The sequence below is a fragment of the Polyangium sp. y55x31 genome (assembly GCF_029946505.1).
Lineage (GTDB): Bacteria > Myxococcota_A > Polyangia > Polyangiales > Polyangiaceae > Polyangium.
In genome coordinates, this window is the sequence record NZ_JARZHG010000012.1 from 231,620 (window position 1) to 253,145 (window position 21,526).

General features: G+C 67.2%; 19 protein-coding genes. 9 read left to right on the plus strand and 10 right to left on the minus strand.

The window, feature by feature from the left end:
• The first annotated feature begins 37 nt into the window (after positions 1–37).
• A complete protein-coding gene (gene lepB, locus QHF84_RS22485) occupies positions 38–595 on the plus strand; it encodes a signal peptidase I (RefSeq protein WP_281315420.1) in 558 nt (185 codons plus the stop codon).
• Here the strand turns inward: lepB and QHF84_RS22490 are convergent.
• The 4 genes from QHF84_RS22490 to QHF84_RS22505 form a co-directional block, all read right to left on the minus strand.
• Complete coding sequence (locus tag QHF84_RS22490) at positions 576–3,005, minus strand: ATP-binding protein (RefSeq protein ID WP_281315421.1); 2,430 nt, start codon at positions 3,003–3,005, stop codon at positions 576–578. The two genes, lepB and QHF84_RS22490, sit on opposite strands and share 20 nt — an antisense overlap.
• 175 nt (positions 3,006–3,180) lie before the next feature.
• The gene (locus QHF84_RS22495) at positions 3,181–3,888 is read right to left on the minus strand and encodes a hypothetical protein (RefSeq protein WP_281315422.1); all 708 of its coding nucleotides are present in this window, start codon (positions 3,886–3,888) and stop codon (positions 3,181–3,183) included.
• A 162-nt stretch (positions 3,889–4,050) separates the two neighbouring features.
• Entirely contained in the window at positions 4,051–5,403 is a 1,353-nt protein-coding gene (locus QHF84_RS22500) for a radical SAM protein (RefSeq protein WP_281315423.1), read from the minus strand.
• A 99-nt stretch (positions 5,404–5,502) separates the two neighbouring features.
• Complete coding sequence (locus QHF84_RS22505; RefSeq protein WP_281315424.1) at positions 5,503–6,327, minus strand: metallophosphoesterase; 825 nt, start codon at positions 6,325–6,327, stop codon at positions 5,503–5,505.
• Between the two features lie 99 nt (positions 6,328–6,426).
• Between QHF84_RS22505 and QHF84_RS22510 the strand changes: the two genes are divergently transcribed.
• Complete coding sequence (locus QHF84_RS22510; protein ID WP_281315425.1) at positions 6,427–6,840, plus strand: DUF3224 domain-containing protein; 414 nt, start codon at positions 6,427–6,429, stop codon at positions 6,838–6,840.
• 52 nt (positions 6,841–6,892) lie between these two features.
• Positions 6,893–7,495 (plus strand): hypothetical protein, encoded by a 603-nt coding sequence (locus QHF84_RS22515; protein WP_281315426.1) that lies wholly within the window; start codon positions 6,893–6,895, stop codon positions 7,493–7,495.
• A gap of 267 nt (positions 7,496–7,762) precedes the next feature.
• On the opposite strand, the gene QHF84_RS22520 is transcribed toward QHF84_RS22515, so the two are convergent.
• Positions 7,763–8,197: a hypothetical protein gene (locus QHF84_RS22520; protein WP_281315427.1), complete on the minus strand. Its 435-nt coding sequence runs from the start codon at positions 8,195–8,197 to the stop codon at positions 7,763–7,765.
• A 688-nt stretch (positions 8,198–8,885) separates the two neighbouring features.
• Between QHF84_RS22520 and QHF84_RS22525 the strand changes: the two genes are divergently transcribed.
• Positions 8,886–9,707 (plus strand): hypothetical protein, encoded by an 822-nt coding sequence (locus QHF84_RS22525; protein WP_281315428.1) that lies wholly within the window; start codon positions 8,886–8,888, stop codon positions 9,705–9,707.
• A gap of 10 nt (positions 9,708–9,717) precedes the next feature.
• Here QHF84_RS22525 and QHF84_RS22530 read toward each other — a convergent pair whose 3' ends face one another.
• From QHF84_RS22530 to QHF84_RS22550, 5 genes are all read right to left on the minus strand, one after another.
• Positions 9,718–12,972 (minus strand): serine/threonine-protein kinase, encoded by a 3,255-nt coding sequence (locus QHF84_RS22530; protein ID WP_281315429.1) that lies wholly within the window; start codon positions 12,970–12,972, stop codon positions 9,718–9,720.
• An 8-nt stretch (positions 12,973–12,980) separates the two neighbouring features.
• Positions 12,981–14,402, minus strand: a complete 1,422-nt coding sequence (locus QHF84_RS22535; protein ID WP_281315430.1) for a sigma 54-interacting transcriptional regulator — start codon at positions 14,400–14,402, stop codon at positions 12,981–12,983.
• 106 nt (positions 14,403–14,508) lie between these two features.
• Positions 14,509–15,075 (minus strand): hypothetical protein, encoded by a 567-nt coding sequence (locus QHF84_RS22540; RefSeq protein ID WP_281315431.1) that lies wholly within the window; start codon positions 15,073–15,075, stop codon positions 14,509–14,511.
• Positions 15,076–15,092: 17 nt separating this feature from the next.
• Complete coding sequence (locus QHF84_RS22545) at positions 15,093–15,863, minus strand: SDR family NAD(P)-dependent oxidoreductase (protein WP_281315432.1); 771 nt, start codon at positions 15,861–15,863, stop codon at positions 15,093–15,095.
• A 49-nt stretch (positions 15,864–15,912) separates the two neighbouring features.
• Entirely contained in the window at positions 15,913–16,770 is an 858-nt protein-coding gene (locus QHF84_RS22550) for a hypothetical protein (protein WP_281315433.1), read from the minus strand.
• Here QHF84_RS22550 and QHF84_RS22555 point away from each other — a divergent pair.
• From QHF84_RS22555 to QHF84_RS22575, 5 genes are all read left to right on the plus strand, one after another.
• A complete protein-coding gene (locus tag QHF84_RS22555) occupies positions 16,757–16,939 on the plus strand; it encodes a hypothetical protein (protein ID WP_281315434.1) in 183 nt (60 codons plus the stop codon). The two genes, QHF84_RS22550 and QHF84_RS22555, sit on opposite strands and share 14 nt — an antisense overlap.
• A 347-nt stretch (positions 16,940–17,286) precedes the next feature.
• The gene (locus QHF84_RS22560; protein WP_281315435.1) at positions 17,287–18,075 is read left to right on the plus strand and encodes a GON domain-containing protein; all 789 of its coding nucleotides are present in this window, start codon (positions 17,287–17,289) and stop codon (positions 18,073–18,075) included.
• A 53-nt stretch (positions 18,076–18,128) separates the two neighbouring features.
• Entirely contained in the window at positions 18,129–18,674 is a 546-nt protein-coding gene (locus QHF84_RS22565; RefSeq protein WP_281315436.1) for a hypothetical protein, read from the plus strand.
• A gap of 36 nt (positions 18,675–18,710) precedes the next feature.
• Positions 18,711–19,163: a GNAT family N-acetyltransferase gene (locus tag QHF84_RS22570; RefSeq protein WP_281315437.1), complete on the plus strand. Its 453-nt coding sequence runs from the start codon at positions 18,711–18,713 to the stop codon at positions 19,161–19,163.
• Positions 19,164–19,254: 91 nt separating this feature from the next.
• On the plus strand, positions 19,255–21,435 hold the full coding sequence (locus tag QHF84_RS22575; protein WP_281315438.1) for a prolyl oligopeptidase family serine peptidase: 2,181 nt from the start codon (positions 19,255–19,257) through the stop codon (positions 21,433–21,435).
• Positions 21,436–21,526 lie beyond the last annotated feature (91 nt).

Sequence of the window (21,526 nt, forward strand, 5' to 3'; positions counted from 1 at the left end):
CGGTCGCCGCCGTCACGTCCTCAAGGAGGTCTTGCCGATGGCCACCGCCGCCGCCGTCATGCTCCTCGCGCGGACGTCGCTCGCCGACCATTACGTCGTTCCGAGCGGCTCGATGGAGCCCACGGTCCACGTCGGCGACCGCATCCTCGTCGACAAACGCGCCTTCGGGGTCCGGCTGCCCGTCCTCGACACGTATGTCCTGCCAACCGCAGAACCGGAGCCGGGGGACGTGGTCGTCCTGGCATCGCCCGAAAACGAAACCACGCTGCTCAAGCGGGTCGTCGCGGGACCCGGGGACATGGTGGCCGTGAAGAGCGGCCGCGTCACGCTCAATGGGCAAGAGGCCCCCGTCAAGCACGAGCCCGGCGGTGATTACGAGGAGCTCGGCGATATACGCCACCCGCTCCGCCTCGGCTTCGGCGGACCGGATTTCGGTCCCGTGCGTGTCCCCGACGGTCATTACCTCGTGATGGGCGACAACCGCGGAAACAGCCACGACGGCCGGGTATTCGGCTTCGTGGCGCGCGACGCCATCCGCGGACGCGCCGTGCGGGTCTTTCTCCGGAACGGCGATTTCACCTGGAAATCTCTCTAGCGCGCCCCGCGGAGACGTCGTCGACCTCCGCGCCCCCGGAGACCCGAGCCTCCCCGATTGGCAACCTCACGACGAACGTCGCCCCTTTTCCCTCGCCGTCGCTCGTCACCCGCACGGTGCCGCCGTGGAGCTCGACCAGGTTCTTCACGATGGCGAGCCCGATGCCGAGCCCGCCGTGCGCCCGCGTCGTCGAGCTGTCTGCCTGGCGAAACCGCTCGAAGACGTGCGGCAGAAACTCTGGCTTGATGCCTTGCCCCGTGTCGGACACGGTGATCTCGACGTGATCGTCGATCCGGTCGAGTGAGACCTCTACCTTCCCGCCGCTCGGGGTGAATTTGACGGCGTTGCTCACGAGGTTCCAGACCACCTGTTGCAATCGATTCGAATCGCCGCGCACCACGCCCGAGAAGGGCCCCGAGATGGATAACAGCTCGATCCGTTTTGCCGCCGCCGAAGGGGCGACGGACGAAAGGACGAGCGCCACCACGTCGTGGAGGTCCACCGGTCGCATGTCCAGGCGTGCCGTGCCGGAGCTGATGCGGCCCATGTCGAGCAGGTCGTCGATGAGCTGCGCCAGGGCGCGGGCATTGCGATCGATGACCGCGAGTCCCTTGTGGAGGTCCTGCTCTTTGCCGTTCGACCGACGACGCAAAACCTGCGACCAGCCGAGGATGGCGGTGAGCGGCGTGCGGAGCTCGTGGCTGACCGTCGCTAAAAACTCGTCTTTGAGGCGGCTCGCGCGCTCCGCCTCCGCGCGGGCGGTCCGCTCGCTTTCCAGCAGTCGCTCACGCTCGTTCTCGGCCCGCTTGCGCGCCGTGATATCCATCCCGGAAGGAATGAGGTGGGTGACGTGACCCTCGTCGTCGCGCAGCGGCGCGAGCTGGAAGTCGACGCAGATGACGGAATTCCCTGCCATCCGCGACGTCACGTCGAAACGAACGACTTCGCCGCGCCTGGCGCGGTCCATGGCATCGTGGAGCCGCGCCTGCGCTTCGGGCAAACCGCTCCACCAGTAGCAATCCCAGAACTTCTTTCCGAGGACGTCGACGGCGCTGATGTTCGCCGCATCGAGCGGCGCGCGGTTGCATTGGAGGACCGTGCCGTCGAGATCGAGCACGCCGACGAACGCGAAGAGGTTATCGAGCACGCGGCGAACGTGCGCTTCGCTCTCGTGCAGCGCCGCCTCGGCGAGCTTCCGCTCCGTGATGTCGCGGACGACGCCGAGCATCACGAGATCGTCCCCCTTGCGCTCGATGGCGCCGCTCGACTCGAGCCACAGGATGGTCCCGTCCGCGTGAATGACGCGAAATTCATCCTTGTAGGATTGGGGCACGCTCCCCCCGGACCGAGCTTGCTCGATGGCCTCGCGGACCTTGCGGCGGGCGTGCTCGCGATCGTCCGGATGCACGCTATCGATCCACCGCTCGAAATCGACCGCGCAGCCCTTTCCGTGGCCGTAAAGCTCGCAGGCCTCCGGGGTCCAGAATACCCTCCCCGTCGTGAGGTTCCAGGTCCATACGCCCGTTCGCCCGGCCCGACTGGCCAGCCGCAACCGCTCCTCGTTTTCGCGGAGCAGCTCGCTCCTTCGCCGTTCGTCGACGACGGCGGCCAGGACCAGCATGGTCACGGAGGCCACGGCGACGAATTGCTGGAGCAGCACGAGCCGCAAACGCTCCGAAACGGCGGCAAACGGCCCATACCCGGCCGTCGTGCCCCACACAGCAGCCGCGGCGGCCGATAGCATGGCCGTTGTCGCTCCCCGCACGCCCGCCGCCAAGGCCGCCCACACGAGCGCCGGGAAAATCGCCCATGCGAGTGGCAGGTGGGGCACACGAGGCCCGAATATCAACCATGCGACGATCCCCGCCGTCACCGCGCTCAGCGATAGATGCAGCCACCACCGAAACGACCGACCGATCGGCTCGCTGCGCGTCCAGCTCAGCACGAGGGGCGTGATGACGAGCATGCCCGTCACATTGCCCGCCCACCAGTTGAGCCACAAGAGCGGTGCCACCCCGAAGCCATGCAAGACGACGCTCGTGAGCGCGGCGCTCCCGATGGTGGCGCCGACGGCCGAGCTGACGAGACAGGCGTTGATCAAAGGCAACACGTCGCGCAGGCGCGTCAGCGCGGGCCGGACACGCGCACGCGTGAGTAGCCTGGCTCCGACCACCGCTGCAATCGTGTTTCCCGCCGCAATGACGCACTGGGCCCACAGCGGGAGGGAACGCCCGTCCATGAAGAACGCGGCCATCCTGCCGACGAACACGGCCGGCCACAGCCGCAGGCCGCCGAGCCAAAGGCCGGCAAGGGCGACCCCTGCCGCGGGAAACACCGGGGATCCCGCGCCGCGGACCGTCGCCCACCGGAGCCCCCAGTCTGCGAGGAGAAAGTAACTCGTGAACAACATGGCGGCAGGACCGAGGCTGCGGGACCAGGCCGCCTTACCGCTTTTCGCCATGCCGTTCCCCCACCCTTCCGTAGCGCGCGACGGCTTTCGTCGCCGCTCTCCGCGCGAAGACGGGGAGAAAATCTCGGCTCGAATGAGCGAGCGCGCGCCCCGAGCGTATTCGATACGAACGAGCTCAGCGCTCGAGGAGCCACGCCATGGCTTCGGCCATGATCTCGTCGATATTCTCCGAATAGTGATGCCCTGCGCCGGGCATGATCCACAACCTCGCCGGATACCCTTGCGCGACGAGCCTCGCCGTCGTCCTGCGCTCGCCTGCGACCTGGCCACTTCGCTCGCCCGCAATCATTGCCACCGCGCGCACGCCCGCCTTGCGCAGTGCCCCGGCGTCGAGCTGCACGTCCGCCTCGTTCAGGATGAGATACGGCCAGCGCCCCGGATGCGCCTGCGCGATCCGCACCGCGGCATAGGCGCCCCGGGAAAACCCCGTCAAGATGGCGCCCTCGCGGGTGATCTCGCCGGGGTGCGTCGCGTCGACCACGGCAATCGCCTTTTCGAGGTCGTCTCCCATTTTCTCGTACGACCCCGCCCACGTCGGCGCATCGTACGCGGCCTTGCCGCATGTCGCGTCGCCGGTCGGGCAAACGAGGAAGCCGACGCGTGATGCCGCGTTCACCCAGTAGCCGCAGGCATATGCGGGTGGATTGCAGACGCCGTGCAAGTTCGCGATGAGCCGGTGCCCCTTCGCGCGCTCGCTCGGCCTCGCAAAGAAGACCGCGCGCTTGCCTAGGAACGGAATCTCGAAGGGACCGATTTCGCGCTTGGGCTCGACATCGGGCGCCGCGTCGACGATGGGGTCCGCGCCCGCGCCCTCGATCGCCATCGGGGGCGGGCTTGCATCAACGGGGCTCGATCGCGAGGCCTCACACGCGGTGAGAAGAGACAACGAGATGGCGAGGCGCGTGGCGGTCGTGATCACGCCTCGGATATCGCTCGAAGAGGCCGGTGTGTGACGAAGCGCCATCCCGCGACGAGGCCCCGCCGATCAGCGCGGGCGGACGTGACCATTGGCGCGGTGGATGCCGGTCCGCGGCAATACGCCCATCTTTTCGGCGACCTCGACGTTGATGGCGTGGATCGCCGCCCGATCGTCGTCCGCCACGCCACGCTCGTGCATCGTCCGGGCGATCATGTTGATCGCGACACGCACGCTGCATGCGTGGCCGATGGTCCCGCCGAAGACCTCGGGCTCGACGAATCGAAGGTGCGCGCCGACGCGCCGCTCGGCGTGCAGCTTGTACACGAACGCGTCCTGCATGTGGTTGAGCAGATCGACGATGTCCCGCTCGTGCACGTTGCCGTAACCGTCGCCGCCCTCGATCAGCGGGCAGAGCGCGATCTCGCCGGTCGCCTTGATGCGCAGCGTGGGCGCGGGCCGAAAGAAGTTCTTGCAGCGGAGTTCTTCGTCGGTGAACGCCGCGAGGTCGCCGCGCGAGCGCCGGAGCTTCACGCCGCCGCCGACGTCGATGAAATTGCTCACGTAGTTGGAGTCGTCCTGTACGAGTAGCTGCGTGGCCACGCGGTCGCCCGCCTGGTGACCATAAATGCGCCGCGAGAGGCCGGCGATCCACGCCCGCGTCTCCGCGCCGGAGGTACCCATGCCGACCACGAGGGATACACGCGGCTCGAGGCCGGCATCGCGCACTTTGTCGAGCCCGTCGATCACGCGATCGTAAAGGCCAGGCACCCCGCGGCAAGCGTCGTGCGCCGCGGCGGGGCCGTCGAGGCTCACGACGACGTGGGTGAGGCCGCGGGCGCGCAGATCGGCGAGGTATTCGCGATCGTCGGCATAACGTTTTCCGGCCGCGCGAAAATCCGTCACGCCGAAGAACCAGCCGCTCGTGATGACCGACGCGTGCGTGCCGCCCTGCGCGCGAATATACGCGACGAGGTCGAGCCAGCCCTTGCCGTACAGCGTGACCTCGCCGCCGATGAAATCGAAGCGGCCGAGGCCGAGAGGCAACACGGCGTCGACGACCCGCCGGAGCCGCGCCGGCTCGGCCTCGGCGTGCGCCTCCAGGTTCGAATTGCGGCAGTGGTTGCAATCGAGGTTGCAGACGGTCGTGTACTCGAAGACCACGCGCCGGAGATGCTCGAGCGGGTTGCGCTCGTACCGCAGACGGGCGGCGTCGCGATCCATGCCCTCGGGCGCAGGCTCGATCATGCCGCGCGCCACGAGCGCCGAGAGCTCGGGGCTCTCGGCCTCCTCGAGGATGCCGCGGCCGAAGATCTTGCAAAGCCGGCCCACATCGTCCGCTTCAAGCGCCTTCTCGAGCGCGCCCGAGCGCGTGAGGTGCAAGAGATGGCGGTGCCCGTAGTTGCTGAGAATGAAGCGCATTGACGCCTCCCGCGCGGAGAGTGGGAGTCTACTCGTTTTTGGCCCCGAGCGCGACCGGGTTCGTCACCTTCGCGCCGACCGAGCGCCGCCTCCTCTTCTTCATCCAGCCACCAGCCGAAACACGGGCAACTCCGGTCGGCACGTGAACCGCACGGAGAGGACGCTCGTACCGATCCCGCGGCTCACATAAATCTGCCCCTTGTCCGTCGTGTACATTCCGGAGCGGAAACGCCCCGAGCCGGGCGGGACCCATATCGGCGCGCCGAATGCGCGCACCTGCCCGCCGTGTGTATGTCCGGCCAGACCGAGATCGAAGCGCGGCGTGCCTTTCGGTAGCTCGTCGAAAATGCCGGGCGCGTGCGTGAGGAACAATCGTGCAGCTCCCGCGGGCGGGTCACGCAAGGCGGAGGCGAGGTCGTGGTGGCCGCTGCAAGCGTCGTCCGTGGCGACGACGGCAATGCCGCTCGTGAGCCGCGCGGATTCGTTCCCGAGGAGCTTCGCGCCGACACGCACGTATGCCCGGCGTAGCTCGACCATCGGGACCTCGCCCCAGTGCTCCCAGTTCCCGACCGTCGCCACCACCTCGCGCCCATTCGCGGCGAGCGCGCGGCAGAACTCCGAGAGCACCCCGAGCGCATTCGGATCCTCGACGGAATCACCCGTCAGGACGACGAGGTTTGGCTGGAACGCCTTCATGGCCGCCAGAACGGCGTCGTGGACGCTTCCGAGCGAGCTCAGATGCAAATCCGAGAGGTGGGCGATCCGGAAGCCCTCGAGGCCCCGCGGCAGGCCCGGGACGGGGACGTCGTGCTCGGCGATCTCCAGCCACGAAGGCTCGAGCGCGAAGGCGTCGAGCGCGGCGATCCCGACCGCACAACAACCCGCCACGCGCAGGAGATCCCGTCGGCTGAGGCGCTTTGGCATCCGAAATCCTAGCAGCTTCGCCGGCCCCGCGCCCGTCCGGCGAGCGTACAGGGCGACGGAGCTTGCGCGCCGGGGTCTGTCCCGGTACATTCCGCTGCCATGAACGACAAGGCCCAAGGACGTTTCGATATCACCCGCACCGCCGAGCCGCCGTACGATACCCGCGAAGGCGCCACGCTCGGGCGCAGCCGCTTCGAAAAACGATTCGAGGGAGGGCTCGTCGCGACGAGCGTCGTGGAGATGATCAGCGCGGTGTCCGGCGTGAAGGGATCGGCGGGGTACGTGGCGATCGAGCGCGTGGAAGGCGCGCTCGACGGGCGCGCCGGGAGCTTCGTGCTGCAGCACAGCGGCACGATGGACCGCGGCGCCGCCTCGCTATCGGTGACCGTCGTACCCGATACCGCCACGGGCGCGCTCACGGGGCTGCGCGGCCGGATGCAAATCGACATCGTGAACGGCGAACACCGCTACACGTTCGACTACGATCTCCCCGACGCGCCCGCGGCCTCATAGCGCACGCACGAACCATTTGAAGTGGGCCCCTTCCTGCCTTATCGTGGCCGCCATGACCACGACGCCCTGGCGCAACGATCCTGCCTTCCAAGGCATGTTTCATCCCGACTTCCCCGACGATCTCCAGGTCATCGTGCACGACGGCGAGCCGCGCCGCACCCAGCGGGGCCTGGAGGCTTGCTGGGTGCGGGTGACCGGCGCGCACGGGAAATTACGAATGCCGGTCGCGCCGCCGGACGCCAAGCCGCCGATCCGCGCGGCCCAGGTGAGCTGGGACGAACGGAGGGTCTATACGGGGACGCTGCTGAACCAGCCGAAGCAGCTCCAGACGGCGCGCGAGGGCGAGAGCATTCTTTTCGTGCACTCGCCCGGCACGCCGCATCCGGTCCGGGTCACGCCACAATACCTCGTCGAGCGGAGCCAATGGTGCGTCCTTGCCTGTGACAAGTGCGGCGCCGACCAATCCCTCGACCCGCCGACGATCATGGCCAAGACGCGGTTCCCGAATGCGCCCGAGGGAGCCATCATGGCGGCCTTCACGGCGTTCTGCCCGTGCGGCGGGACGATGGTTCTTTCCCTGGTCGAAGGCGCCGAGCCTGCCGCGAAGGCGCCCGCGCCGGCGCAGGCCGAGAAGCCCTGGTGGAAGTTCTGGTGAGCGGAGCGCTCAGCGCGCAAAGAAAAACGACGAGAGCAACGCGGGACTTTGCGACGCGGACGATGATTGCAAGCACGCGGGGCCGCGTTGCTCTTCGCGGCGGCGCCGGTCGCCAAGTGGAAAGAGCAGAGGGATCCGCCGATCGTCACGGGCGTGGCGGTCGAGCTTCTTCCGGCCGGCTTCGAATACGCGGCGCCTTCTGAATGCGTCAGCGACGTGCTTCTTGCAGAGGGCTTCACCGCAGCGGAGCAGCATACCGGTCTTTCATCAGCAGTGGGTCTTGGCGCACGAGCCGCCGCTGCATACATAACACGCCGTGCTCCGGTCGAGCAGCGTGATCTTGCAGTGGTCGGTGGTCCCGAAGAGCACGCGGCACTGGATCATCATCGTACCCGGGGCGCGCTCGACGTTCTGCAGGTCCTCGAGCGCATAAAGCATCGTCTCGCCATAAGCAGGATCGCACCCGACGAGCGCGCCGGTCGCGTTGATGCCGCAGACCGCGAGCGTCGCGTCGTCGGCCACGCTGTCGCCCACGTTGTACACCGTGAACGGCGCCTGGCCGTCGGCGGTGGCGACGTACTTGATGCCGTCGGTCCGCGTGATGATGGGGATGTAGCCCGCCGCGTCACCGTAATAACGTCCCACGGTGGCGAGCCGATCGGAGAGCGAGTTCGCCACCTGGGCGATCGCGGTGCTCGCCACGAGAGCCACGTAGAACCCTTGAGCGATACCGTTTTTCTTCACGGGTTTCCCCGGCGCCGGCGTTTTCAATGCGCGATACCACCTCGCACGGGACGTGCCAGGCGAGGAGACCGCTCCGGACATCACAGTCGATCCGCGTACGCTCGGAGATCACGTCGCTTTTGCGCCGTTCCCCTCACCACCCGCTGTCACGATCCCATGACACCCGTCACGCCGCTATGACAGCGAATGCCTCGCGAACGTCACGCGAGCCTGACGATCCCCCATCACCCGCCAAACGCGGGGCCCTCTTTCCACGAAACATCATGACGAGCTGCGGCCCTGGCACGAGCGCTGCAATGGCTCCCTCCCCGACGAGGACCACGTCGCCTCCACGCGCGGCGGGCCGATCGAGGAGAATCCCCGCCGCATCCCCGTGCGCTCACCGCGTCCCTCCCTCCGTGGCCGATGGTGGCTGGGCCAGGATCGCTGCCCAAAACCCCTGTCACCACGGCGGAACACCGGCTGTCACGACGGTGTGACAGTGTCGCGGCGCCGTGTCACGCGCGGCTGGTCGAGGTGCTTGTTTCGTGCAATGGAGGCAAGCGCGAAGCCGCTCAAGGGCCTGGCATGGGTCTTGTTATGAGGGGACGTATCCACGCGACGGACGAAGACGTCGCCAAAGCTTCAAGAAAAGGACTCGCACGCCATGACGCGTCACCGCTTCTTTCTTCTTGCTTCTGCCATCGGTTCCGGTCTCCTCACCGCGGGGTGTCTCGCCGAGGAGAACGTCGGTCCCATCGACGGCGTCGGGCTCGAGACGCTCGAGGGCGGCGATCACGGAATCAACAGCCTCGGCACCGACGACTTCCACAGCCACGCGGATACGCTCTGGGCGGCGGCAGACCTCAGCCTGAGCGCACCGGACAATACGGCCTTGGCCGAGCTCCTGGCCGACACGGATAGCCGGACGCTCGAGTATGCTATCCATTGCGCATTGCCGCAGGGGACCTACGGACCCGGCGGTCACGTCGGGCGGGGCCACCTGAAGACCACGAAGGAGTGGGCGACGCGCGGCCTCACCCTCTCCGAGAAGCTGGACCTCTTCACGTGCATGATCGTGAACATCAACCCCAAGGAGGAGGAGGTGCAGATTCGGATCACGGGGGATTCCGTCACCTCCAACGGCTTGTCATTCTTCCAGGCCATGTCCTACAACGTCGAAGAGGCCCTCTGGGTGGCTCGTCTGTCGGATACGGGAGAACGCGAGTATTTCGTCTGGCCCTTGGACGAGATCGTCCTGCCATGCGAGAACACGTACATGTCGCTGCTGACGCGGACTTGCGCATCGGGGGACAACCCGGGCGACGCGATCCCCGGCTGCAATGTGGAAAGCCGATCGAGCATCGATACGGATTGCACGCAGAACCCCGTCACGAAGAACTGGAGCTGCCTCGGCCGTCCCGCCATCAAGACCTGGCTCAGCACCATGGCCATCTCCGCGGGCCCCAAACAGTGCGACCTTCCTTGATGAAGCAATCTCAGGGGCCGCGCGTCGGCGCCTCCTGCGCAAGGCGCCGCGCGGCCGCGATGGCCTGCCGGTCCATCCTCTCGACGAGCGGATTCTCCCGGACAGCCGCCGTGAATGCCTCCATCGACATTTTCGCGGCCTCCCGCGCCTCGCGCGCTCCCTTCGCCGCCGTCGCTCGCAGGAGCAGGAGTCTGCCCTTGCAGGCAAGCGCGCTCGGCATCCGCGGATGCATGGAAAGCGCCTGCGTGAGGAACCCGAGCCCCTTCGCGATTTCGCCCTCCGCATCAGCGCCCCGGCCGCTCCGAAACTGGCCTCTGAGCTCATGGATTTCGCCAAGCGCGACGTAAAGCCGAGGCTCGGCGCGCGCGACCTCGAGCAGCGGCGAAAGGGACGCGATCACCGTGTCGAATTGCGCGTCGCTGGCCTCGTTCCGTCGTATCGCCCAGCGCAGGGCGATCGTCTCCCCGAGGGCGCCCCACACCCGGTACTTCAGAACGTTCGGCCTCGCCTCCATGGCCTTTCCGAAGGCATCCCTCGCTTCGAGGATCCAGGGGGACGGGTCCTCCCCGCACTCGAATTGAAGCCGCGCGCGAATCGTGGCGGCTCTGCCGCGAAGGTCGTGCGTGAGGGAGGAGGTCGGCGCGAGTCGGGCATGCTCCGCGGCGCCCGCGTCGGCCCGGAGCAATGCGGGCGCTGGATCGCCGCCCGATTCCAGCAGGTACGTCGCTTCCGTGAGCGCCAGCATGGCGCGGAAGCGATGCGGCACGGGCGAGCGCGGCGATTGCTGCTGGAAAGCCTCGATCAGCGCCTCCGCCTCCTGCACGACGTCCCGGGGGGATTGCCCCGCCGCCACCATTTGCTCCGCCAGGAGCAATCGATGATCGATCGCCGTGAGCTTCGCATAGGAGAAGCTCGGGTCGATCTCGAGCGCCTTGCTACAGCGCCGAAGGCCCTCCTCGATGGAACGGCGCGCGTCGATGCCGTGCATGAATTCGTGCTGGGCGCGAAAGTAATACGCCGAGCAGCTCTCGTTGAGCGCCCACACGAAGGCGGGATCCCGCTCGAGCGCCTCGTCGTACGCCGTGATGGCGTGGTCGACCGCGGGCACGACGTCGATGCCGCGATCGCTCGCATGAAGGACCCGCGTCCGCCACACCGCGGCTGCGATGTACCACGCCATCGGATCGCCCTCGGCGCCCCTCCGCGCAGCCTCTTCCGCGTGCTCGATGGCCTTCGCAATGGCGACCTCCGGCTGCTCGTCGGGCGCGTCCCCGACGGCGACGTGCCACGCGAAATTCGAGTGTAGCTGCGCCAGTCGGAGGTGTCCGAGCCCCATCACGGGGCTCGCGGCGATCGCTCTTCCACACGCCTCCTCGGCTGCCGCGAAGCTCGGCCGGAGGGCCTTGTGCGCGGCGCGCGCGCCGTTCATCTCCTGCGTGAACAGCTCGCACATCGCGACGTGCACGGCCGGATCGCTGCTCCCGATATCGGCGGCGGCGCGATAGGCCTCCCGCGCCCGCCCGAACCAATGCGACATTTTTTCGTGTTCGAACGCCGCGTCGTGACCGTATTTCCTCCCCATCGCGAAGAGCACGTCCCCTTCGAGCTTCCGCGCCTCGTAAAGCCAGGGCGCCTTCTCGAACGCCTCCCGCGCCTTCACGAGCGCCTCCTCGTGCCGGCCCTCGTGATAGGCGATGAGCCCCTCCACGTAGGCCGGCGCCTCGATCGTACCCCCGAGCGCCGCTTTGAGGTGCAAGAGCGCCGGCTGCTTGTACTCCGCCTCGATCACGGCGATACGTTGCTTCTGTCGCTCCCCCTCCATCCGCTTCGTGTCCGCGAGCTCGTTCTTGTAGACCTCACTCAGCGCCATCCCCATCGCGTAATCGAGCTCCACCGACCGATATCCCGCGGCCTCCGCCTGCTTCAGGTGCGCGAGCGCCTCCGCGTGCTCCTGCAGCGCGAGGTACCCGTACCCGAGCGCAGAATGCACCGGCCCCACGCCGACCTCCCCCGCGGCGTCCAACCACGAGGCGATCGTCTTCAGCCGCTCTCGCACGATCCGCCGCTCGCGATCCACATCGTGAAGGGGCAAGCCGTACGCGTTTCGCAGGAAAAACTGCATCTCCTTCACGCTCTCGCCGAGCTCGCGCGAAAGCTTCACCTGGTCGGAGGCCCTCTGCCGCTCGCGTATCCAGGCCCCGACGAGCACCGCCGCGACGACGAGCATGAGGCTCGCGAGCGCCACTCTCCCTTTGTGCCGCCGCGCGCGCTTCCACAAGACGTATCCGATCGATTGCCTGCGCGCCTCCACCGGATCGCCGTCGAGGAACCGCTGCAGATCGTCGCCCAGCGCTTTCGCGGATTCGTATCGAGCCGAAGGCTGCTTTTCGAGGCATTTCATCACGATCGCCTCGAGATCCTGCGGTACGTCGCGATCGATTTGCCGGATCGTCGGCGGCTCGTCGTGGACGATGCCCTGGAGAAGCGCCGTGAGGTTGTCGGCGACGATCGGTGGCCGACCGGCGAGGACGTCGTAGAGCGTCGCGCCGAGGCAATACACGTCGGTGCGACGATCGAGGGAGCGCACCTTCCCCGCCGCCTGCTCGGGCGCCATGAACGAGGGCGTTCCCATGAGCGCGCCCGTCACCGTCGCCCCCGTATCGCCCATTTCACGGGCGAGGCCGAAATCCATGATGTAAGGCTTCCACGCCCCGTCCTCGCCGCGCTCCAGCAGGATGTTCGCAGGCTTGACGTCGCGGTGCACGAGCCCGAGCCTGTGCGCCTCGTGCAAAGCCAAGGCGACCTGCCGGACGATACGCACCTTCTCTTCGAGCGTCATCGCCGAACGGACTTTGTCGAGCGGCTCGCCATGAATGAGCTGCATGACGATGAACCGCACGTGATCGGCCGTCCCCGCCTCGTACACCTCGCATACGTTCTCGTGCGTGATGCGCGCCTGCGAGCGGGCCTCGCGGAGCAGGCTGCCGCCGAGCTCGGAATCGGCGCCGAAGAGGAGCTTGATGGCGACCTCGCGGCCGAGGCGAAAATCCCGCGCCTTGTAAACGGCGCCCATTCCGCCGCGCCCCAGGAACTCGAACGCCTCGAAACGCGAATAAAGCGTGGGCGGGATTTCCGACGTCTCGGGCCCCGCATCCGGCGGCGCATCTTCCACACGCTCGGCCTGCGGCGCGGCGAGCTCCGCCTGCCCGACCGTCACGTCCTGCGTTTGTCCGGGCTCGTCCCGTCGCAGCCGTCTGTATTTCATCACGCCGATCAGGCCCGCCGGGGCGCCGGGTTCTCGGGGATGCCCTCCTTGGCTTTGATGCCGTGCCGGTCGAGCAATCGGTGCAGGAGCTGGCGCGAGACGCCCATGGCCTCGGCCGCCCGGGAAATGTTGCCGTCGTACTTGCGAAGCTTGGCGGTGGCGTACTTGCGTTCGAGCTCGGCCAGCACGGCCTCGCGCGCCTCGGGGAGCGATAGTTCGAGCAATTTGCCGAGCTTCAGGTCCTCGGGGTCCACCTGCGCCGCCTCGCCTTCGGTCGGCGGCCCGGAGCCGGCCTCGGGCGCGGGTCCCGCCAATGGGTCGAGGATTTCGTGCAATAGCTCGGGAAACACCACGAGGCGGGCAATCACGTTCCGGAGCTCGCGCACGTTGCCCGGCCAGTCGTACCCCGTCAGCATCGGAATCGTCTCGGGCGGCAAATCCGAAGTGTTCAAGGGCGGATGGCGGCTCGAAAGGAAACGCTCGACGAGAAGCGGAATGTCTTCCCGTCGCTCGCGCAGCGGCGGCACCGAGAGCTCGAGCACCGAGAGGCGGAAATACAGATCCTGCCGGAACTTGCCCTCCGCCACCATGGCCTTGAGGTTCCGATGGGTGGCTGCGACGATCCGCACGTCGATGGCCCGCTCCTGCGTCGATCCGAGCCGGCGCACGGTCCGAGCCTCGATCACGCGGAGCAATTTCTGCTGCGCTTCGAGCGGCAGCTCGCCAATCTCGTCGATGAAGATCGTCCCCTGATGCGCGGCCTCGAAGAAGCCCGCCCGGTTCACCGCGCCCGTGGCCGCGCCCGGGACGGTCCCGAAGAGCTCGGCCTCGATGGTGGAGGGCGGAATGGCCCCACAATCGACGATCACGTACGGGCCCTGGTTGCGCCGGCTCTCCTGGTGAATCGAGTGGGCCAGGATCTCCTTGCCCGTGCCGGATTCGCCGAGCAAGAGAATGGTCTCGTCGGTCTTTGCCACGCGCTCCAGCCGGGCGAAAAGCGCCCGCATCGCAAGGCTTTCGCCGACTGCGTCGCCGAAGGTGCCGCGCGTGGACAGGGGAAGGACGGCGGCCCCGCCGGACGGCTGCACGACGATCGTCGAATCGCCGAGCGTGGCCTGCACGCCCGGCGGAAGAAATGCCTCGACGACGCGGATGTCACGAATGAACGTGCCATTCCGGCTCTGCATGTCTCTCAAGAGGACGCCGTCCTCGGTGAGGCGTACCTCGCAATGCACCCGCGACACCTTGGGATCGGTGATCACGAGATCGCATTCGGGGCTCTTGCCGAGCACGAGGGGCGCGAGCCCGAGGGGCGCCGTGACGGCTTGCCGATCCGGCGGCGTGACCGTGACCCGCAGGTTCGGCAGCCGGAGAGATCGGCCCTCGTCGAGGCTCGTCAAGGTGAAGGAAGCGTCGCGTTCGCTAGGCACGGCGGCATCCTATCCCCCCTCGCCGAGGGATTTCAACCGTGGACCCAGCGTCGAAGCCGTGCCCAGGAACTCGATAACGTATGCGCGGACGAGCCCGCGCGTCGCGTCATTCCCTCCGCGGCGTCACTTCTCCCAGATCGATCACGGCGCCCGTCGACGTGCCTGCGGGCAGCTTCGGCGCGTCGTAGCCTTGCGTGCCGGGGAGACCCGGCTCGCGATGGAGGTGCGCCGCCGGGTAGCCGTGGAAATCCCGGGTCGTCAGCCGGATCTGGCAATCCGCCGCCGGAAGCTCCAGGACGGCGTGTGTTCCATTCACCTCGAGATCCGATTCGACGATCTCCTTCGAGGTCGGACAAATGGCGACGAGGCAATCGCGCCGGCCCTTGCCCGTGCGGGCGCTCGGATCCGAACCCCAGCTGTCGGGATTGAGGTACCGTACGGTGATCTTCGTCGGGTCGGGCGGCGGCCACCCGGATGCATCACGCGCGCCGGCTTTGGAGAAAGCCTGCCCGCGCGTCCAGCGAAAATCTTTGCCGAGGTCGGCGTACGTCAGGTCCTGCTGCTGGAGAAGTTCGCCGAGCGGACGCGCGGCCGGTGCCTCCTTCGCAGGGCCTTCGCCCGTCGGCTTGCAAGAAACGACCATGAGGCAAACGGCGATTGCAGCGCGCTTCATCGTGCCCCTCCCTCTCCTCATTTCGGCCCGACGAACGAGGCGCGTTCGAAGGCGTCCATGTCCTCGTAATACCGGCGGACGTTGTCGGCGTAGACGGGGCGCGTGTACACGTCGATCCGCGGATTGCGGATCACGTCGATCACGACGTCGGCCACCTCGTCGACGCTCTGCGCGCCCGGCAGCGACCGCGAATCGACCCCGCCGTGCACGGCATTGAGGCCAAAATCCGTCGCGACGATCCCGGGGGAGACGGTGGTGACGATGATCCCCGGGTACATCGGTCGCAGCTCGGCGCGAAGGCCTGCGGTGAGGGCGTTCAGCGCGTGCTTGGAGGCAGAGTACGCGGTCCGGGCCGCGAAGTACGGGATCCGGCCGAGCATCGAGGACACATTGATGATCTGCCCCGCGTTGCGCTCCTTGAAATGGGGCAGGATGGCCTGCATGCCGTAGAGAGCGCTCTTCACGTTGTCGCGCATCATCAGGTCGAGATCGTCGTCCGTGATCTGCGACGGGGCGCGGGTGATGCCGCGGCCCGCGTTGTTGATCCACACGTCGACGCGGCCGAACCGATCGAGGGCCTTCTGCGCGAGCGATTCCACGTCGGATCGTACGGTCACGTCCGTGACGACGGCGAGCGCATCGGGGCCGGACGCGGTGGCGACCTCCGAGAGCTCCTTTTGCCGGCGCGCGGCGAGCACGACACACGCGCCCTCGGCGCCCGCCTTGCGCGCGATCGCGGCGCCGATACCGGCGCTCGCGCCCGTGATGACGACGATCTTGTCTTTCATGCACGCGAGCATGACACGAAGAGTGCGCGCAGGGGAAGCGCCGCCGTCGTCACTTCGAATACGCCGCGTCGAACTGCCGCCGGAAGGCCGAGAGGCGCGCCGGCGGGACCATGAAGACCATACGTGATTTTCCGTTCAGATGCGGCACGACCCAGGCAGGGAGCTTCTGGTACCGTTCGAGCTCCACGGGCAAGCTCTTCGAGCTGACCACGAAATCGTTGCTGTAGCTGTTGCCCCCGAGGCCGCCGACATACGGCGCGTAGGCCGAGAAGCGGTAGAGCGCGAGCCCCGCGCCGAGCGGCCCATACATGAGCACGACGCCCGCCGGCTGGACCTCCTTCAGCTCGACGCTCAAGCCCGCCGCCGCGGCCTTCGCCAGCGCGGCTTTGTCCTTCTCGGGAGGACCGAGGTCCACGGCCTTCCCTGCATCGAGATCGATCGACACGAGATTCTGCCCGCGAATTCCATGCGCGCCGCCGTGGTTCGTATACGTGTTGACGCTGGCCACGACGAACGGACCCATGCCGCCTTCGAATACCACGCGAACGCTGTACTCTTCGAGCGAGCTCTCGCATTGGGTTCCCACCGTCGGATATCCGTGGCCGTCTTTCCAGGGCGCCACGCGCTTGCCGTCCTCGGCGCGCACGAGCTCGGGCATCTCCAGCTCCGGATTCACTCGCACCGGCTGCCCGTTTCGAACGACGACCTCCCCGTTCGCGTCGAACGCGTACTGCGAGCATCCCTTCACGATCGTCGTCCCGAGCGACCAGATCGAGGTCGACGAAACCGCGATGATCCCCGGACGTTCGCCCTTGACCTCGGGTTTGTCCGCGATCCGCTCCACCCACGACGAGCGAAATCCGCCCTGGGCCTTGTCGTCCTGCTGCCAGACGATGACGGCCGTCACGCTCTCCGAATCGAACGGCGGCTCGGGTCCAGAGGCCGCCGCGCTCGGCGCCGCGCTCGACGATGCGACGGGAGGCGGAGGCGCCTCCACCACGGGCGCGGCCGAGGCGCTCGGCGCCGCCGAGGAGGCCGAAGCGCGCGACGTATCCGCGTCTCCCCCTCCCCGCTGACAACCCGACGCGAAAAGCGCGAGGAGCAGACCCACACGACGAGCGGCGCGCGCGGCTTCCATCGTCGAGGACGGTACCATGGAGGCGCTCGACCCCGCCATCACGACGGCCGAGGACCCGGTTGGAGGCGCCAGCCTCCATGCTTGGCGGTTGCCACCCCCAACGGCGCCGCCGCGAGCTTCGTGCGCCCCGGAGGCACTCGCCATGAAATGGCGCGATTCACGCGCAAATCGCGGGAAACACGCGGCCAGAACACCTCTGGCACGCCCGGTGCAATTGCCATGGTCACGAACGACGGGGGATGAAGGTCCCCTAAGAAAAACACTTTAGCCCTCCCGGAGCTGACCATGAACCTCGCTCAGAACCTCATCTCGCGTTACGCCCTTTCGTTTGCCATCCTCGCCCCTTTCATGACGGGCTGCATCGCCGGTAGCGATTCCGATCTCGACGCCGCGGACCTCTCGGAAGATTCGCTTGCCGAAACCGAGCAGGCCCTCGGCCCGCAGCCTCCGCCTCCGCCGCCTCCGCCGCCCCCGGCGACGTGCCAGGAGATCCGGACCCGGAACCCCAATGCCGGCAACGGCCATTACCTCCTGCACATCGACCACGACGTGGCAAAGGGCTGGACCGCGTACTGCCACAACATGGCGTCCTCGCCGGCCGAGTACCTCACGCTGCCGAACACCAGCGCGTCGGCGAATTTCTCGCAGTACACCGCGGGCGGCGCCGTCTCGGGCTCGAACGTGCGGACGAGCTACACGAAGATCCGGATCGATCCGGAGACGCTGCTCGTCGATATCGGCGATCAGACGTTCTCCTCGTCGAGCGGCTCGCTCGTTCACGGCGGCGGGGCGGTCACGTCGATGCCGTACGGCGTGGGCATGTCCTGCGACGCCTCGCCCTCGGGCATCGGCAACATCGACCTCACCGGCACGCCGTTCGCGGTGGCGGAGGACGCATTCCAGGTCGGCGGCGCAGGCTCCTCGGGCTCGGCCGTCTACAGCTCGGACAACCGCGTCGTGAATCTGAGCGGCGGCGGCTTCTGTGGCTGGATTTGCTCGAACCCGGCGACGTTCAACCCCTTCAATGACGCGGGGGACTTCCAGCTCGCCCTCGAGTTCGTTCCGCCCCCCTGAACCCACGACGAAAAAGATCCGGGCCGCGCGTCTTTGCGATACCATCGCCCTCGATGGTGGACGAACAAGCGAGCGGCCCGGAACCGGACCTCCCCGAAATCCCACTCGAAAAGCCACGCCGAAGCCCGTATCGGCGCCTCGTGCTGCTCGCGCTCTTCTTGCTCACGCTCCCCTTCGAGTGGGGCGAACGCTCCTCGTGCCAGGGGAGCCCGAGGACGTTCACCGGGATCGACGTCCTCACCGAGCATCCGCAGAACGGCATCAGCATCGCCGTCCTCTTTCTGACGCCGGTCTTGCTGGGCTTGCTCCAGCATCGCATACGCAATACGGTGGTGCGCCTGCTCATGGAGTTCGTCTCGATGCTCTTTGCCTCGCTCGGGACGCTCTTTTGCTTCGTCAACGCCGTGTTCTCGGGCGGCTTCGGCTCGTCCGGTCGGTTCTACCCGGCGCCGTGGCTCGCCACGCTGGCCCCGCTCTTCATGGTCATCAACGCCTGCCAGGGCGCGGTGGGGCGAATCAGCGACATCGTTCAAGAACGAAAACGACGGCAGCAGGTGGCCACGAACGACGAGCCCGCAAAGCTTTCCCCCGAACCTTGACGCGCGGCCCTTCCCCCGACACGGTACGGCAATCCCATGATCTTCCGTGATGCCCGCCGCGACGACGTCCCGACCGTGGTCCATCTCCTCGCCGCCGACGCGCTCGGCGCGACCCGCGAGACCACCGAGGGCCCGCTGCCCGACACCTATTATCGAGCGTTCGAGGCAATCGAGCGCGACCCGAACAACCGCCTCGTCGTGGTCGAGGACGGCGGCGCCGTCATCGGTTGCTTGCAGCTCACGTACATCCCGGGTCTCACGTATCAGGGCGGGCTGCGGATGGTGGTCGAGGGCGTACGCGTGGCCGAGAGCCGTCGCGGCGCGGGCGTCGGCCGGCACATGCTGAACTGGGCCATCGAAGAAGCGCGGGCGCGCGGCTGCCGGCTCGTGCAGCTCACCACGAACAAGGCCCGGACCGACGCCAAGCGCTTCTACGAGAGCCTCGGCTTCACCGCGTCCCACGAAGGCATGAAGCTCGACCTCGCCTGACTTCGTGGAAGGGAGTTTCGGGTATCCCGGGGAGAAAACGGCTGACCGAGTGGGCTTCCGGCGGGCCCGGAAATACGCTTTACTGCGCGCCATGCGAACCCTGGCTCCTTTCCTCGGCGCGATCCTTCTCGGCGCCTGCGCAACGCCCCAGGCGCCACCCCCCACGCCGCCGCCCGCCGCGACGGTCGCGAACGAAATGCCGGCAAAGACGGAGGCCCCGCCGATGAGCAAGTCCGAGCCCAAGGTCGAAGATCCTTACCTCTGGCTCGAAGAGGTCCTCGGGGAGAAGCCGCTCGCATGGGTGGCCGAGCGAAACGCGAAGTCGAAGGCGGAGCTCGAAGCCGCGCCCGGGTTCGGCGCGCTGCGGGATCGATTGCGCCGCATCTATGATTCCAAGGAAAAAATCCCCATGCCGAAGGTGCTGGGGAAATACGTGTACAACTTCTGGCGCGACGACACGAACCCGCGTGGCATCTACCGGCGCGCCACGCTCGCCGAGTTCAAGAAACCGGCCCCGAAATGGGAGGTCGTCCTCGACCTCGACGCGCTCGCCAAGGCCGAAAACGAGAACTGGGTCTGGCACGGCGCGGATTGCCTGTACCCGAAGTACGAGCGTTGCCTCCTGCACCTCTCCCGCGGCGGCGCGGACGCGTCCGTGGTCCGTGAGTTCGATACCGTCAAGAAGCAGATGGTCGAAGGCGGCTTCACGCTGCCGGAGGCGAAGAGCGAGATCCACTGGAAGGACCTCGACACGGTGTACGTCGGGACCGACTTCGGCCCCGGCTCGCTCACGGATTCGGGTTATCCGCGGATCGTGAAGGAGTGGAAGCGCGGCACGAAGCTCGAAAGCGCGAAGACGCTGTTCGAGGGGCAAAAGGCCGACATGGTTGTGAGCGGCGAGCGCCAGTTCGACCACGGCAAGGAGCACGACCTGGTCTACCGCAGGCCGTCGTTCTTCACGGAAGAGCTTTATCTCCGGAACGGGGACAAATACGAGAAGATCGACAAACCCGAGGACGCGGAGGCGAGCGTCTGGGATGGCAACCTCCTCCTCCGGCTGCGCAGCGCGTGGACCGTCGCTGGCAAGACCTGGCCGGCCGGCGCGTTGCTCATCGCCCCGCTCGCGGAGGTCCGCGCTGGAAAACGCGAAATGACCGCGCTGTTCGAGCCGAAGCCAAACACGTCGCTCGAGAGCTACATGGGCCTGAAGACGACGTTCGTGACGGTCGAGCTCGAGGACGTGAAGAGCTCGGTCTTCGTGCATACGCGAACGAAAAATGGGTTCGTCCGGACGAAGCTCGACACCGCGCCCATGAGCTCGGTCTGGGCCTTTGCCTACGACGAGCACACCTCCGACGATTACTGGCTCATGGAGAGCAATTTCACGGCGCCGGCGACGCTGGCCCTCGGGAACGCGATCAAAAAAGCCCGCGCCGAGGCCGTGAAAAAGAACCCCGCTTTCTTCGAGGCCGCCGGGCTCGACGTCATCCAGCGGTTCGCGACCTCGAAGGACGGGACGAAGATCCCCTACTTCCAGATCGCCAAGAAGGACCTGCCGCTCGACGGCACTGCGCCTACGCTCCTCGAAGGGTATGGCGGGTTCGAGGCGTCCATGACGCCGTACTACCAGGCGTCGACGGGTGCCGGGTGGCTCGAACGCGGCGGCGTCTACGTCGTGGCGAACATCCGCGGCGGCGGCGAATATGGTCCTGCCTGGCACAAGGCCGCGCTCAAGGAGAATCGGCAACGCGCGTACGACGATTTCATCGCAATCGCCGAGGATCTCATCGCGCGCAAGGTGACCTCGGCGGCGAAGCTCGGCATCATCGGCGGCTCCAATGGAGGCCTGCTCATGGGGGTCATGATGACCCAGCGGCCGGATCTCTTCGGCGCCATCGTGTGCCAGGTGCCGCTGCTCGACATGATGCGCTACCACAAGCTCCTCGCGGGCGCGTCGTGGATGGAGGAGTACGGCGACCCGGACAAACCCGAGGAGCGCGCCGCGCTCGCCAAGTTCTCGCCCTACCAGAACCTCAAGAGCGGCACGCGGTACCCACGCACGCTCTTCACCACGTCGACGCGGGACGACCGGGTGCATCCCGGCCACGCGCGCAAGATGGTCGCGCGGCTCCTCGAGCTTGGGCAAGATCTGCTCTATTACGAGAATACCGAGGGCGGCCACGGCGGCGCCGCGAACAACGAGCAACGCGCCTACATGGACGCGCTCGCGTTCACATTCCTCGGCAAACAGCTCGGTCTGCCGGCGAAGTAACCCCCTCCCCTCGCAATCTCACCCGCAAGCGCCGCTCTCGGCACGCGTATTGCCCATGTGACCTCGAAACGGGCCCCAAACCCGGGTTCCG